General features: G+C 62.8%; 13 protein-coding genes. 2 read left to right on the forward strand and 11 right to left on the reverse strand.

Translation table 11 applies throughout. The features are described from left to right. Positions 1-44 precede the first annotated feature (44 nt). From ACVOK8_RS15315 to ACVOK8_RS15365, 11 genes are all read right to left on the reverse strand, one after another. Entirely contained in the window at positions 45-1,724 is a 1,680-nt protein-coding gene (locus ACVOK8_RS15315) for a BatD family protein (protein ID WP_481567581.1), read from the reverse strand. Next, positions 1,721-3,523 carry a vWA domain-containing protein gene (locus tag ACVOK8_RS15320; protein WP_481567582.1) on the reverse strand — a complete coding sequence of 601 codons (1,803 nt, stop codon included), beginning with the start codon at positions 3,521-3,523 and terminating at the stop codon, positions 1,721-1,723. Before ACVOK8_RS15320 ends, ACVOK8_RS15315 begins: the two co-directional genes overlap by 4 nt. Then, positions 3,502-4,500 carry a vWA domain-containing protein gene (locus ACVOK8_RS15325; protein ID WP_481567583.1) on the reverse strand — a complete coding sequence of 333 codons (999 nt, stop codon included), beginning with the start codon at positions 4,498-4,500 and terminating at the stop codon, positions 3,502-3,504. The genes ACVOK8_RS15320 and ACVOK8_RS15325 overlap by 22 nt, the downstream gene beginning before the upstream one ends. Next, positions 4,500-4,952 carry a DUF4381 domain-containing protein gene (locus tag ACVOK8_RS15330; protein WP_481567584.1) on the reverse strand — a complete coding sequence of 151 codons (453 nt, stop codon included), beginning with the start codon at positions 4,950-4,952 and terminating at the stop codon, positions 4,500-4,502. The genes ACVOK8_RS15325 and ACVOK8_RS15330 overlap by 1 nt, the downstream gene beginning before the upstream one ends. Beyond that, positions 4,952-5,884: a DUF58 domain-containing protein gene (locus tag ACVOK8_RS15335; protein WP_481567585.1), complete on the reverse strand. Its 933-nt coding sequence runs from the start codon at positions 5,882-5,884 to the stop codon at positions 4,952-4,954. Before ACVOK8_RS15335 ends, ACVOK8_RS15330 begins: the two co-directional genes overlap by 1 nt. Before the next feature lie 67 nt (positions 5,885-5,951). Beyond that, positions 5,952-6,971: an AAA family ATPase gene (locus ACVOK8_RS15340; protein ID WP_481567586.1), complete on the reverse strand. Its 1,020-nt coding sequence runs from the start codon at positions 6,969-6,971 to the stop codon at positions 5,952-5,954. 102 nt (positions 6,972-7,073) lie between these two features. Continuing rightward, the gene (locus tag ACVOK8_RS15345; protein ID WP_481567587.1) at positions 7,074-8,951 is read right to left on the reverse strand and encodes a type IV pilus secretin PilQ; all 1,878 of its coding nucleotides are present in this window, start codon (positions 8,949-8,951) and stop codon (positions 7,074-7,076) included. A gap of 19 nt (positions 8,952-8,970) precedes the next feature. Continuing rightward, positions 8,971-9,501 carry a pilus assembly protein PilP gene (locus ACVOK8_RS15350; protein ID WP_481567588.1) on the reverse strand — a complete coding sequence of 177 codons (531 nt, stop codon included), beginning with the start codon at positions 9,499-9,501 and terminating at the stop codon, positions 8,971-8,973. Positions 9,502-9,503: 2 nt separating this feature from the next. After that, entirely contained in the window at positions 9,504-10,166 is a 663-nt protein-coding gene (locus ACVOK8_RS15355) for a type IV pilus inner membrane component PilO (RefSeq protein ID WP_481567589.1), read from the reverse strand. Then, a complete protein-coding gene (locus ACVOK8_RS15360; protein WP_481567590.1) occupies positions 10,163-10,915 on the reverse strand; it encodes a PilN domain-containing protein in 753 nt (250 codons plus the stop codon). Before ACVOK8_RS15360 ends, ACVOK8_RS15355 begins: the two co-directional genes overlap by 4 nt. Then, on the reverse strand, positions 10,915-11,973 hold the full coding sequence (locus tag ACVOK8_RS15365; protein WP_481567591.1) for a pilus assembly protein PilM: 1,059 nt from the start codon (positions 11,971-11,973) through the stop codon (positions 10,915-10,917). The genes ACVOK8_RS15360 and ACVOK8_RS15365 overlap by 1 nt, the downstream gene beginning before the upstream one ends. A gap of 215 nt (positions 11,974-12,188) precedes the next feature. On the opposite strand from ACVOK8_RS15365, the gene ACVOK8_RS15370 reads away from it, so the two are divergent. Both ACVOK8_RS15370 and ACVOK8_RS15375 read left to right on the forward strand, forming a co-directional pair. After that, complete coding sequence (locus ACVOK8_RS15370) at positions 12,189-14,627, forward strand: penicillin-binding protein 1A (RefSeq protein WP_481567592.1); 2,439 nt, start codon at positions 12,189-12,191, stop codon at positions 14,625-14,627. A gap of 76 nt (positions 14,628-14,703) precedes the next feature. Continuing rightward, positions 14,704-15,330 carry a hypothetical protein gene (locus tag ACVOK8_RS15375; protein ID WP_481567593.1) on the forward strand — a complete coding sequence of 209 codons (627 nt, stop codon included), beginning with the start codon at positions 14,704-14,706 and terminating at the stop codon, positions 15,328-15,330. Positions 15,331-15,446 lie beyond the last annotated feature (116 nt).

Genomic DNA, 15,446 nt, shown 5'->3' on the forward strand with positions numbered 1-15,446 from the left:
CCAGAGAATGGGTCAGCTTAACAGACGATGTACAACCGCCCTTTTCAGCTTTGTTCTGGATAGAGAGGGTCCAACAACGGTTTTTCCACCACTGCGGTTTGCCGCCAGCGCGGACCGGCCTTGAATACCTCACGCAGCTGCGCACGCGCGGCGCTCACGTCGCCCTCGCCGCCCCAGCGAGCGCGTTGCATGCGTTGCAGCGCACCGCGTTGTGCCGGGTCATCCAGTTTCTGCAACACCGCGTCGAGACCATCCACTCCGCCCATCGCGGCGAGGATGTGCGCAACCTCGTCCAGACTGCCCGCGTCCAAGGCGCGGCGCAGGTCTGCCGTGCTGTAGCGCGAGGCAGCGCTGGCAGATTGCGCTGCAGGCCCGTCGCGGGTCACCGCCGGAGTATGGCGACGCGACAGCCCCCAGATCAGCGTGGCCAGCCACAACAAGGCGAAACCGGCCGCCAGCGCAGGCCATAGCCAGTTGCTCGCGGCGTCCTGCGACGCCGCCAAGGCATTGCCTGCAGTCACTGCGGCAGAGCCCGCCGCTGCCGGTTGTACCAGCGGCGGCGCGACCATGCTGGTGTTGCTGCCCTGCGCTACCTGCAATGACAGTGCCGGCAGCGAGGTGGTGCGAACCTGTCCGGCAGCAACGTCCCACCACTGCATCTGTATCCCCGGCACGCTCAGCGCGCCAGCCTGCTGCGGCACGATTGAGTAACGGCGGGTCAGCTTCAATTGCGGGCTGGAGCCCTCGAAAGTCTCATCGTATTGCGGGGGTTCGGCGAACACCTGCGCGCTGTCACCCAGCGAGGGCACCGGCAATTCCGGGAACTGGGCCTTGGTGGCACCGTTGGCAATCGCCTCCACTTCAATGGCGATGGCTTCACCGGTACGCCCGCTGTTGGGCGCTGCGGTATAGCGCAATTGCAGGCTCTTCAGCGGCAGCCACGGCTGCGGCGCATCGGCCGGTGTCGCGCGTACCTGCAAGGTCTGGTCGGGACCACGGGCGCTGAGCTGCCCATTGTCGCGACCGAAGAAATCATCGAAGAAACCACCCGCACCCTGCCCGCTGAAACGGGCCCCGGCAATCTGCAAAGGACCACTGCGTTCGGGAATCAACAGGAAGCGGCGCTCGACCACGTTGTAGCGACGTCCGCCCACTTCACGCACGGAGGTGCGGTCATCGCCAATGCGCTGCAGCGACGCCGCCGCCGGTGTATCCAGCACCAGCTCGCCAGAGGCCAGCTGGGTAGCGAAGTACAGTCGCACCACCACGCCCACACTCTGCTGCACGTAGGGCTGCTTGTCATCGACCTCGGTTTCGATGAAAGCCACCGCATTGCCGTCACGGCTGGCAACCGGCGCCTCGTCAACTTTCACCAGCAAGGGTGTGGTGCTACCGCCGCCCACGCGCAGCGCAGGGATGTCGAGCATGCCGGTGCGGCGCGGCGTCAGTGCAACCGCGTACTGGGCGTAGTTGCGCGAGACGCCCCCGCCCATCTGCAACTGGCGGCTGCTGCTCTGCGCACCGATCACGAAGTCTGCTTCCAACGGCGCATAGTCCGGGCTGCCGGACTGGTCGGTCTCGATGGTCAGGGTGACCGACTCACCTTGCTTGATGCTGTCGCGATCCAGCCAAGCCCGGGTCTGTGCCTGCAGCAGGCCAGTAAACGCCAGCAGGCCCAGCAACAGCCATAGTTGCATTGCGCTGCCTGTGTGCATCTTTCTCATCTTTTTTCCCGCATCCGTCGCTCGTACTCGAGCTGGAATTTTGCTTTCAACAAATTGCCCGGCTCATCCGGCACGCGTTGCATCCAGGCCTCTACGGCCTGCTGCTGCTCACGCTGCGCAGGTGTCATCGCTGCCTGCGCGGCGGCGCTCTGCTGCTCGCCTTCGCGCGCCTGCTGCTGACGCATTGCCTCGGCCATGCGCTGACTTTGTGCTTGATCAGCCTGTTCCTGCTTGCCGGCATCTTCGCTTTGTGGCGGCTGTTCACCCTTGTCAGACGACGAGCTTCCGTCCTTGGCTGGATTCTGCTCAGCCGACGGCTGCCCCTGTTGCGACTGCCCCTGCTGCCCCTGCTGCCCCTGCTGCGGCTGCCCCTGCTGATTCTGCTGCGAAGGATTCTGCTGTTGGTTCTGCTGCCCAGGCTGGTCCTTGCCCTGCTGCGGCTTGGATGGATTCTGCTGCTTGCCTTGCTGATCCTGCTGCGACTTGCGCTTGCGCGCGGCGTCTACCGCGGCACGATTGGCCAGCGCATCCTGCATGCCCGGGTGTGCCTTCAACGCACGGTCGTAGGCGGCGATGGCCTCGTCGTACTTGCCTTGACGGGCAAGCGCATTACCAAGGTTGTACCAGCCCTGATCGCTGTCGATGCCTTCGAATTTCTTCTGCGCCGTGGCGAAATCGCCGAGCCGATACGCTTCCACGCCTTCACCCAGACGCTGGTGCTGGCGCTGGTCGGCGCGCTGCCACCAACCGCCCTGCTCAGCCGCATGGGCGGGCTGCAGCATTGGCAACAACAGACACAGCGCGAGCACCGGCATCACCCGACGCGGGCGACGGAATGCAAACACCGCAAGCAACAGAAGCGGCGGCAACAACCAATAGCCCTCGTCCTGCCACTGCTTGCCAGCACTGGCCTGCTGCTCACGATCCTGCGCACCGGCCTGTGGTTCCAGCACACCCAAAGCCTGCAGGTCCGCCGAGGTGTTGGCGATGCGCTGATAAGCACCGCCGCCAGCTGCTGCCAATGCACGCAGCGACGTTTCATCCAGATGCGCCTGTTCAATCGCACCACGCTGATCGCGATAGGAGGCGCCCTGCAGGCTGCCCAGACCCAATGCCGAAACCCGGTAGCCGACCGCTCGCAGTTTGGCCGCCTCGGCCAGTGCTGCTGCATCGGCATGATCACTCAGCAGCAGTATCTCGCCGTTGCGGGCACCGGACCGCTTCAGCAGATCGCCGGCCCAGAGCAGCGCCTTTTCTGCGCGCTGACCATCGGCCGGCATCACTTCCGGCGCCAACGCATCCAGAAACAAAGCGACGTTGGCTGCGTCATCGGTCAGCGGCGCCACTGTGAACGGCTCATACGCGAAGGCGATCAAGGCCACTTCGCCGCCCTTGCGCTCACGCAGCAAAGTCGCCAGTTTCGCGCGGGCCTGCAGCAAGCGCGACGGCGGCAGATCGGTCGCGCGGATGCTGCTGGACAGATCAAGCACGATCACCAGCGGTGTCTTGGAGGTCCACAACGGCTGCTCCAGCTGACGCCAGCTCGGACCGGCAAGCGCAAGCACCGCCAGCGTCAGGCCGAGTGCGAGTACAACGCTGCCCCACCAACCGCGCTTGCCACCATCGCTCAGCAATTGCGTCAGTAGATGCGGATCCACCGCCTCGTGCCAACGCGCACTGCGGTGACGGCGCCACCAGCTACCCAACAGGGCGGCGGGCACCAGCAACAGCGCCCACAGCCACTCCGGACGTAGAAAATGCAGATCCTGCCAATTGATCATGACCGCAGTCCCCGCCAAGCCAGTGCCAATACGCCCAAGAGCAAGGCCAGCGATAACGGCCAGGGATAGCGTTCAATACGTGGCCGCACCGCGGGGCCGGCGTCTTTTACAGGCTCCAGCCGATCCAGCTCGGCATAGATGTTGACCAGCTCATCAGTGTCGCGGGCGCGGAAGAAACGCCCGCCGGTTTCGTCAGCGACCTTGGTCAAGGTGGCTTCGTCCACCTGGTCATCGGCGCCGGGCAGCTGCACGCCAAACAAGGACATGCCGCCGCTGCCACCGAAGGCGATGGTGTAGACGCGCACGCCTTCCGCCTTGGCCAGTTCGGCCGCCTTCAGCGGCTCCAGCACACCGGCAGTATTCACGCCGTCGGTCAACACGATCAGTACACGCTGCCCCTGCGGCTGTTCGCGCAGACGCTTCACCGACAGCGCAATCGCATCACCCAATGCGGTCTCACGCCCGGCCAGGCCAACCACGCTGTCGCGCAGTTGATCGCGCACGGTAGCGCGATCGGTGGTCAGCGGCGTCAACGCATAGGCACGCTGACCGAACACCAACAGACCAACGCGGTCGCCTTCACGACGCTCGAGAAAGTCAGCCAGCACGGCCTTGGCAGCCGTCAGGCGGTCGACCACCTGGCCACCAAGCTGCATATCCGGCTCGCTCATGCTGCCAGACAGGTCGACCGCCAACATCATCTGCCGGGCCTGTCGCGGCGGCTCAATCGGCTCACCCAATTGCTGCGGGCGCGCCAATGCCGCACACAGGCACAACCAGGCCAACCACAGCAGCACGGTCTGTAAAACTGCTCCGGCGCGCGAAGGCGCCTGGCCCTGCAGACGCGCCGGCTCATAAGGAACGCGCAACGCCGCCCCGTTCTGTTCACGCAACGGCCACAGCAACATCAGCAGCGGCAATGGCAGCGCCAGCCACGCCCAAGGCCACGCAAACGCCGGCAATAGGCTCAACCAGTTTGCAATCATGTCCTGCATCAGCGCCGTCCGGCCATCAATTGCAGAAACCGGCTACGGGCCAGCTGGCAGACTCGATCGACCTGCGCAGCTTCCAGCGTCGGGCGAAAGCCGCCATCCAGCAGCAGACGTCCCTCGCCGCTGCTGAAATCATCGCCCTTGCCGCCATCGAGAAAACGCAGCCACGCCTCACCCTGCAACTGCACCGCCTGCGGATCAAGCCGCCGCGCCGCGCGGCGCAGCAGTTCCGAGGCTGCGGCCAGCTTGGCAGGCCCCTGCTGCGCGGCCTGAAGCTGCTGGTCAAACAGCGTCATCCAGCGCTGCAACCGGCGCCGGCGGAAGATATGGATGGAAAGCACCACCAGAGCAATCACCACGATCGCGCCAATCAGCAGCCACCAACCCGGGGCCAGCGGCCACCAACCCGGCGCTGCCGGCAAATGCACATCACGCAGCTGCAGCTGTGCGGCCATCAGCCAACGCTCCGGTTTGGCGCTGCGCCCAGCCAGGCATCACTGGCGTCGTCGCTCACCAGGGTACTGACACGGATGCGGCGGCCTGGCAGTTGCCGGCACAGCGCTTCAACCGGGCCGATCAGCGCACCATGCCAGGCATCGCGCACAGCGGATGAGGCCAGATCCAGTTGCAGGCGGCCGGATCGCGTTGCAAGCGGCAGTACACAGCGCGGCGGTGAGATTTCCAGAGGATCAAGCAACAACACCAACTCCACTTCAACATGCATCGACAGTGCCGACCACGTTGCTGCAGGTACCGCCTGCGCGCTGGCTGGATCAGCCAACACCACCGCGCGCGCGCCGGGATGCAATACCCGCGCAGCCTGCTCCAAGGCCAGCTGCAACCCGCCATCATCGACAGGTCGTTCGCCATACCAACGCACCAAGGCATCCAGCGTCCGCAAGACACCGCGTGTTCCACCTGCCGGTGGCACCAGGGCCTGTTGCGTGGAGCCGCGCAGCGCCGCGATACGATCACCATCACGCAACGCCGACCATGCCGCCACCGCACCAGCGCGTGCCGCCTGCACTGATTTGAAACGTACCCGTGTACCGAAATACAGGGCCGCAGCGGTGTCGGCGATCAACAAGGTGACCCGCTCGCGCTCGGTCTGGAAGGTCTTGGTATGCGTGGCATCGGTACGCGCGGTCAGCTTCCAGTCGATGTGCCGCGCATCATCGCCGGGTACGTACTCGCGTGACTCGGCATATTCCATGCCGCGACCACGCAGCATCGATGCAGCGCGCCCGCTTACCGCGTAGTGCCCGCGGCGGGCCTTGCGGCCGCCATTGGCAGCACCACGCAGCGCAATCAGCTCAGCCAACTGCGGGCGGATGCCGTCTTCGACAGCCGCAACCGTCTGCGTTTGCTTGGTTACGGCCGCACTCATCGCTGACCCGCTTGCAAACGCGGCCTCATGAGCATTCCATCAATGGCACAAGTCATCACACCCTGCCTCAAGGCAGAGGCACGCAATCAAGCAGCGCCGCCACCAGACGCTCGCCATCCCAACCCTCGGCCGCGGCCTCGTAGCTGGGCAGCACGCGATGGCGTAGCACGTCGGCTGCCACGGCGCGGATGTCGTCAGGGGTGACATAGTCGCGGCCGGCCAACCATGCGCGCGCTCGCGCGCAACGTTCCAGTGCGATCGAACCGCGCGGGCTTGCACCCCAGGCAATACGCTTGGCCAGCTGTGTGTCATACGCACTGGCATCACGCGAGGCCAGCACCAGTGCGATCAGATAGCGCTCAAGTTGCGGCGCCATATGCAGTTCCAGCACTTCGCGGCGCGCCTGCTCGATCTTCTGCAACGAGATCTTCTCTATCGTCGCCTGCTGCGGCCGCATCGCCCGCAACGCGCGCTCACGCGCCAACCGCAGGATTTCGGTTTCGGCGCTGGCGTCCGGGTAGCCGATGCGCACATGCATAAGGAAACGATCCAGCTGCGCCTCCGGCAGGGGGAAAGTGCCCTCCTGCTCGATCGGATTTTGTGTGGCCATCACCAGGAACACGTCGGGCAGCGGGTAGGTATTACGACCTACCGTCACCTGCCGCTCGCCCATCGCTTCAAGCAGAGCCGACTGCACCTTGGCCGGTGCACGGTTGATTTCGTCGGCGAGCAGGATCGGGTGGAAGATCGGACCAGCCTGGAACTCGAAGTGGCCTTCCTGCGAGCGCCAGATATCGGTACCCGTCAAATCGGCGGGCAGCAGATCCGGGGTGAACTGGATGCGCGCGAAGCTGGCATCGATACGTGAGGCCAAGGCGCGGATGGCGGTGGTCTTGGCCAGACCGGGCGCGCCCTCCACCAGCAAGTGTCCGTCCGCCAGCAGCGCGGTCAGCAACCGGTCGACCAGCAAGGACTGGCCAACGATTTCGCTGGTCAGTGCGTCGCGCAATGCGGTGAATTCCTGATGCAGGCCGTTGTCACGGGCCACGGCATCGACTTGGTTGGGCAGCTGGGGAGGCAGGTTCATAGGCGCAGTTTGACCGATCTACGGTGAAATGGTTCCAAACGTCAGCCTGCAAAACGGAAAAGGGCCGCGATAGCGGCCCTTTTCCTTAGATGTAACAAGTGCTTACTGGGCGGCCTTGGCTACGCGCAGGATCTTCGGGGTCACGAACACCAGCAGCTCAGCCTTGTCCTTGGCACGGCCACGCTTCTTGAACAGATTGCCAAGGAACGGGATGTCGCCCAGGAACGGGACCTTGCTGACGCTCTCCTTGTCCGTGAACTCATACACGCCACCAATCACCACGGTTTGACCGTCGTCCACCAATACCGCGGTGTTGATTTCACGGCGGTTGATGATCGGAACGACACCAAAGCTTTCCACTTCCAGGTAGTCGTCGATTTCGTCCTTCTTCACGTTCATATTGAGGAAGACGCGATTGTCCTGGGTGATGGTCGGGGTGACCTTCAGCTCCAGCAGCACTTCCTTGAACTGGACGTTCGGGGTCGCCGCAGCGCCATTAACACCGCCAGTGATGGTGACATAGCCGATTTCCTTACCCTGCTTGATCACACCTTCACGCTGATTGGCGGTGACAATGCGCGGGTTGGAAATGACTTCACCACGACCTTCTTGTTGCAGAGCCGACAATTCCAGATCCAAGTTGAAGTTCGCGCCCAGCAGGGTATAGGCCAAGCTGGGGGCGGCGCCCGTAGTAAACGTACCCGCAGGCAGATTGACGTTGAGCCCGCGATTGGCATTGCCCACGCCACTGGTGGTACTACCGATCGTTGCGTCGTTGTCACCATAGCTGCGCGTACCACCGATGCCGAACTTGGCACCCAGATCGCGGGCAAATGTGTCGTTGGCGATAACAATCCGGCCTTCGATCAGCACCTGGTCAACCGGACGATCGATTACCCCGATCAGCTCGCGCATCTGCGCGACTTTCTTCGGGATATCACTGATCATCAGAGTATTGGTGCGTTCATCAGCTACCAAGCGACCGCGCGGCGACAGGAAGCCATTCTCGTTTTGGCCTGAACCACCTGAATCACCCGAACTCCCCGAGTTCCCGACCCCCTTGGCCTCGGTGATTGCTTTGAAGATGGCGTTGGCGCTGTGGTAATTGATCTGCACGTAGTCGGTGATGAGATCCGACTTGTTCTCGAACGCGATGCGTGCGTCTTCCTTGTCCTGCTCGAACTTGGCCAGCTCCTGCTGTGGTGCAATCCAGACAACACCACCGTCCCGACGCTTGTCCAGACCCTTGGCGCGCAGCACGATGTCCAGTGCCTGGTCCCACGGCACATTGACCAGACGCAAGGTCACATTGCCCTGCACCGTATCCGATGCCACCACATTGAGATTTGACTCCTCTGCGATCAACTGCAGCACCGTGCGCACCGGCACGTCCTGGAAGTTGAAGGTCACTGGACGCCCACTGTAACCACGCGCAGCCACCGTAGCAGCCGCCTGTGCAACCGTCTTGGAAGTCACCGCGCCAGTAGCCACATCGGCTTGGCGCGGCGTGATCTCAACCACGTATTCGTTGCCGGATTGATAGGCCAGCGAATCGAATGCGCCATTGGTACTGAGCACCAGCTGCGAGCCCTGTCCCGAGGGCTTGGCGTCGATACGCTGTACCGGCGTAGCAAAATCAACAACATTGAGCGGACGCTGCAGCTCGGCCGGCAACACAGCGTTACCAACGTCGATCACGACATTGTTACCCTGGCTGCGCAGGTCTGGGCTCGCCCCCTGACCATCGAACTGCATGATCAAGCGCCCAGCGCCATCATCGCCGCGTTTGAAGTCGATCTTGGTTACGGAAACCGCCTTCACCGCCTGTTGCGGGGCTGCGGCTGCGCCGCCAACAACTGGAACTGACTGTGATGCGTACGAAGAGCCGCACACCGCTGCCAACGCCACTCCCAGGGCGCAGACGCGGACCAGTGCATGGCGCCGGAAGGGACGCAGGCTCAGGGCTTTGGTAAAAGTCATCGTGCTATCCCCTAATCAATCAACGATCGTCCAGTGCAAGCGAAGCTGGGCGTTCCAGCCAGCCACCTGCACCGTCCGGCACTAGTTCAATCAACTCGATCCCGTCTTCGCGTACGCCAGTCACACGGCCATCGCTCTGACCCATGTACACCCCAGGACGTACGCGGTAGGTGACCTTGTCCGGCCCCATCACCAGTGCCACTGCACCCGCGCCATTACCAATCGTGCCAACCATGTCCAGACTGTCGAGCGGGAACCCTTCAAGCGGCTCCTTGCGACGGTTTGGGTCTGGTCGCAACTGGCTGTTGCTGTCGTCGGATACCCAAGCGTCACTGAATGGATCGCGCAGGCCTTGCGCCGAATACTCGAAGGTTTCGAACTGCTGCATCACAGGCAGCGCTTCCAGAGGTTCGGCCGGACGTGCACGCACGTCGGCAGTCCACTTTTCAAGATTGGGCGCATCGCCCGGCGTACTGGTGATGCCGCGGGCGCAACCGCCCAGCAGCACTACGCACGCCATGCCCAACGCCAGGGAGGGAACATTACGCATGATTACTTCCCTCCTTTTTTCTGAGCATCGGCAGCTGCTTTTTCCTGATCGGCCAACTCGGTGTCATCCAGATAACGGTAGGTTTTGACCGTACCGGACAGCTCCAGTGCGCCGCCAGGCGTTATCACGCCCTGCCCGCCTTTCGGTTTCAGGTTGATGTCATGCATGGTCAGGATCACCACGCGAGGCAATGAAGCCACACCACTGACGAAGGCACCAAACTGATGGTAACTACCGACCAGACGCAGCGCGATCGGCTTCTCGGCGTAGAACTCTTTCAAGGTCTCATCGCCGGGCTTGAACAGTTCGTTGTTCAAGCCGCTGGACAATGCGGTCTGCGAAACATCGATGATCAGATCCGGCATCTCGGTCTTGCTGGGCAACTGACGCAGCATCTGCTGCAGAACCTGCTCCATCTGCGCCAACTGCTGCTTCAAAGGCTCCAGATTGACCGCACGCTTCTGCTCCTGTTCGAAGCTCTCACGCAGAGTCACTTCTTTGCTGACCAGACCTTCCAGCTCCCCTCTCTGCCCACTGATCACCAGCAGGTAAGACAAGCCAATAATCAACAAAGAGAACAGCACGCAGAACACGATCTTCGCGTTGCGCGGCCAAGCACCGATGTTATTGAAATCCAGATCTTTGGAATTGAATTTCTTGCTCACGAGCGGGCCTCCTTCTGCGCCGGCGCTGCCGGTGCTACTGCCGGTGCCGGAGCGGGAGCAACAGGTGCAGTGGTAGCTGCAGGCGTCGTAGCGGCCGGAACCGCCGCTGCGCCAGTAGCCGCCGCTGCCGGATCAGTTGTGACTGGAGCGATAGCAGCTTCAGTCTGGCCATCGCTCGGTGCCGGCAGCTGTACCTTCAATGTGAACACATACGGCAACGACTTGATGTCGACAACAGCACCACCCTTTTCCTGAGCGTCCTGCGCACGTGCCTCGATGATCGTCAGCTCCGGACTTCTCATCCAGCCCGAAGTCTCGAGGTTGCGCATATAGGCACTGACCCGGGCGTTGGACTGGGTACGGCCTTCCAGGGTCAGCGTATCGCCCTCCTGCTTGAGTGCCGTCAGCACCACGCCGTCAGGGATGGTGCGCACCAACGAATCAAACAGGTGCACCATCTGCGAACGCTTGCCTTGCAGTTCCTCGATCACCTTTTTGCGGGCAAGCAGACGATCTTTCTGCTTGTCCAGGCGTTCGATTTCCTTGTTCTGTTCCTTGACCTTGGCGATCTCGGTCTCAAGGTAGCCATTGCGCTCGTTCTGCCCGCTGATCTGCTGGCTGAAGTAGAACCACAGCAAGCCAGACAACACCACGCCACTGAGCGCGGCAAAGCCCAGCATCCCGTAGAACTCACGTTGACGCTGTTTGCGGCGCTCCTCGCGCCACGGCAATAGGTTGATCCGTGCCATCAGTCAAACCCCCTCATGGCCAGACCTGTCGCGATCATCAACGCCGGCGCATCCTGGTTCAGTGCATGCGCCTGGACCTTCGGCCCCAACGTCATCTGTGCCAAGGGGTTGGCCACAGAGGTAGCCACGCCAAGCTGCTCTTCGACCATGGTCGGCAAGCCGATCAGGGCAGCACAGCCGCCAGCCAGGACGATGTGGTCAACACGGTTGAACTCGCTGCCAGCGTAGAAGAACTGCAACAGGCGGCTGATCTGCTGCACCGTCGCTTCCTTGAACGGCTCGAGCACTTCAACCTCGTAGCTTTCGGGCAAGCCGCCCTGACGCTTGGCCAGGCCTGCTTCCTCGTAGCTGAGCCCGTAGCGGCGCATCACCTCGTCGGTGAGCTGCTTGCCGCCGAACACCTGTTCGCGGCTGTACAGACTGCGGCCACCACGCAACACGTTGAGCGTGGTCATGGTTGCGCCAATGTCGACCAGCGCCACCACGCCATCACTGGGTACAGCCAGCTCGCTGGCGACCAATGCAAAGGCGTTCTCAATCGCGAACGCTTCCACATCCATCACCTTGGCGGTCAGCCCACCCAGCTCGAGCGCGGACTGACGCAGCTCCACGTTCTCCGAGCGCGACGCGGCCAACAGTACCTGCACCATTTCTGGATTGTTCGGCACTGGACCCAGCACTTCGAAATCGAGGTTCACTTCGTCGATGGGGTACGGGATGTAGTTCACCGCCTCCAGTTCGACCTGTGCCTCCATGTCGCCCTCGTCCAGGTCTGCCGGCATCGGGATCACCTTGGTGATCACCGCAGAGCCAGCAACAGCTGCAGCGGCGCCTTTGGCCTTGCTACCTGAACGCGCAACAGCACGACGAATCGCTTCGCCGACTGCTTCGACTTCGACAATGTTTTTCTCCACCACCGCATTCGGCGGAAGAGGTTCCACGGCGTAATGTTCCACGCGGAAACGGTTACCGCTGCGGGAAAGCTGAAGCAGCTTTACCGCAGTCGAACTGATGTCGACACCAATGATTGGTGCCTGACTCTTTGGGATAAGCCCCACGGATTCTCCCCTGCCGACGGGCACTTGGACGCAAGTCTTGCGTCGGCGCATTAATAACGTTTTTTCAGCAAATGGCAACCATCCGGAATGCGAGACGCGATCTGCATCACGTCGCCCAGCTGTATCCCCATTTGCTCTCCCCAGGACGCGGCCCCAGCCGCTCCCCTGCGTAATCTATACTCTGCGGCTACAAAAACCGCAATCGGGACTTCTGGATGCCACGTTTTCGTCGCTGGCTGCGTTGGCTGCTGGCCCTCTTTGTCGCCTTCTCCCTGGTCGGCGCAATCGCCATCGGCTCGCTCTATTACGTTGTCTCGTCCAAGCTTCCGGACGTGCAGGCGCTGCGCAATGTTGAGTTGCAGGAGCCGATGTATGTCTATGATAATGAAGGGAAATTGATGGCGGTATTCGGCGAGACCCGCCGTTACCCGGTACAGATGAAGGACGTCCCGGAGCGCTTGAAGCAGGCCTTCCTGGCCACTGAGGATGCCCGTTTCTACCAGCACGACGGCATCGACTACAAGGGTATTGCCCGCGCTGTATGGCTGATCGCGCGCACCGGCTCCAAGGACGGTGTACCCGGCGGATCGACGATTACCCAGCAGGTTGCGCGGCAATTCTTCCTCAGCAGCGAGGTCAGCTACACCCGCAAGTTCGCCGAAATCCTGCTCGCCCGCAAAATCGAAAGCGAGCTGAGCAAGGACGAGATCTTCGAGCTGTATCTCAACAAGAGCTTTTTCGGCAACCGGGCCTATGGCATCGGCGCCGCCGCCGAGTACTACTACGGCAAGAAGCTGGGCGAGCTCGACCTGGATGAAATGGCCTCGTTGGCCGGCATCCCCAAGTTCCCCTCCAGCGGCAACCCACTGAGCAACCCCGAGCGCGCGCGCCAGCGCCGCGACAACTATGTGCTGCAGCGCATGGCCGATCTGGGCTACGTCAGCCAGGCCGAGGCCGATGCGGCCAAGGCGGTACCCATGCATGCCAGCCCGCACGAGCCGCCGGTGCAGGTGTATGCGCCGTACGTGGCCGAGTTGGTGCGCCAGGAAATGATCGCCAAATACGGTAGCGACGTGCTCAACAAGGGTTATCACGTCACCACCACAATCAATGGTCAGCTGCAGGAAGCCGCCAACACCGCAGTACGCGATGGCCTGATCACCTACGACCACCGCCACGGTTGGCATGGCGTAGAGCAGCACTTCGACGTCGCTGCCGATGCCGACAACACCGCGCTGGCCCGGCATATCGCCGGCACCCCGGCGCAGTCGGGCCTGCAACCCGCTGTAGTTTCGGCCACCCATGCAGACGGCAGCATCACCGTGGTGCTGGCCGACCGCAGCGAACTGGTGCTGCCGGTCGCGTCCAGCCGCTGGACCAACCGCAGCCCGGCCAAACTGGTCACCCGCGGTGACATGATCCGCGTGCGCGCCGGTGCGAAGGAAGGCGAGTGGCTGATCGATCAGATTCCACGCGGACAAGCCGCACTGGTATCGGTGGATGCCGAAAGTGGTGCATTGCGCGCCCTCGTCGGTGGTTTCAGCTTTGCCGGCAACAAGTTCAACCGCGCCACCCAGGCGCGCCGCCAGCCCGGCTCCAGCTTCAAGCCGTTTGTCTATGCCGCTGCTTTCGACAAGGGCTTCAATCCGGCCTCGATCGTGCTGGATGCGCCCGTGGTGTTCCGCGACCGTCGCGGCAAGACTTGGCAGCCGCAGAACGATGGCGGCGGTTTCCGCGGCCCAATGCGCCTGCGCGAAGCCTTGGTGCAATCGCGCAACCTGGTCTCGGTGCGCCTGCTCGACAGCATGGGCGTGGACTATGCGCGCAAGTACATCAGCGAATTCGGCTTCCAGGAAGCCGAACTGCCGCCGAACCTGTCGATGTCGCTGGGCACCGCTTCGCTGACCCCGTTGTCGGTGGCACGCGGTTACGCCGTATTCGCCAATGGTGGCTCTCGCGTGGACACCTGGATCGTTGACGAGATCAAGGACCGCGACGGCAATGTGATCTTCAAGGAAAATCCGGCCATGGCCTGCCGCGGCTGTGGTGGCACCTCCACTGCGGGCGCAGCACCTGCCAGTCAGGTAGTGGACGGCTTCAACTTCGGCGCCGAGGCGGCACCTGCGCCAGTCGCCGCCAAGCCCACCGAGGCCAAGCCTGAGGCCATCGAGCCAGCCAAACCGGTGAACCCGAACGCTCGCACCGCACCGCGCGCCATCGACGAACGTACCGCTTACCAGCTGGTATCGATGATGCGCGATGTGGTCCAGCGCGGCACCGGCACCGCCGCCAAGGTTCTTGGCCGCGAAGATGTGGGCGGCAAGACAGGTTCCACCAATGATCACCGCGACGCTTGGTTCTCCGGCTTCGGTGGCCCACTGGCAACCACCGTATGGGTCGGTCGCGACGACTTCCGCTCGCTGGGCTACCGCGAGTACGGCGGCAAGGCGGCGCTGCCGATCTGGATCGACTACATGCGTGTAGCGCTGAAGGACGCTCCCATCGCCAAGAACGACCCGCCCTCGGGCATGGTCCAGGCGACGCTGAATGGCGCTGTTGAGTGGGTCAAGACCGAAGACCTGGACCGCGTGCAGGACTTCGACTTCGGCCAACAGAGTCACACCACCGACGACGCTGCTTTCGATATCTTCTGATTCGGCCAACAGGCGGCGGGACGCAAGTCCCGCCGCCTGCCTACAATCGGGCGAGCAATCACGAGGCTGGAACCCGATGCCGTCATCGCCACCGACATCACCTCCCCGCAACAGCCGCGAACGGCAACTGATCGCGCAGGAGGCGGCACGGCTGATCGCCGAAAGCGGCATCCATGATCTTGAGCACGCTCGCCGCAAGGCCGCCAACAAGCTGGGGATTACGCTTGAAGCGCTATGGCCACGGCTGGCCGAAATCGAGCAGGCGCTGCGCGAGCACCAGAATCTGTTCGCAGCTGCCAGCCAACCCGGCGCCCTTCGCCAGCACCGCGAGTCGGCAGTGCTGGCGATGCAATTCCTGCAGGCTTTCCAGCCACGCCTGACCGGCGCGGTGTTGAGCGGCCTCGCCGATGGCAACAGCCCCATCATCCTGCACCTGCACTGCGACGATGCAGACGCCGTGCAACGCTTCCTGCATGAGCAACGCATCCCAGCCGAAGCACGCACCTGGTCGCTACGACTGGCCGGCCATCCATCAAAGCAGCACTACCCCGGCTGCGAATTCGCCGCTGATGGCATCGCCTTCGAACTGGTGGTGTTACCCGAGGATGCGCTGAGACAGCCTCCAGTATCAGCGGATGACGGAAAACCACTGCCTCGCGCGACGCTGACACAACTGAAGCAACTGCTGGCATCAGAGGCATAGCAGCTCTGTAGTGGCGCGCCACGGGACGCCGGGGGGTTTTAGGGGAATGCCCAACCCCCCCAGGCGGAGCGCGACGAGGCCCCAAAAGCCCGGGTGGGGGCGGGGCGCGCCCCGGC

This window comes from Stenotrophomonas sp. STEN083 (assembly GCF_056759195.1).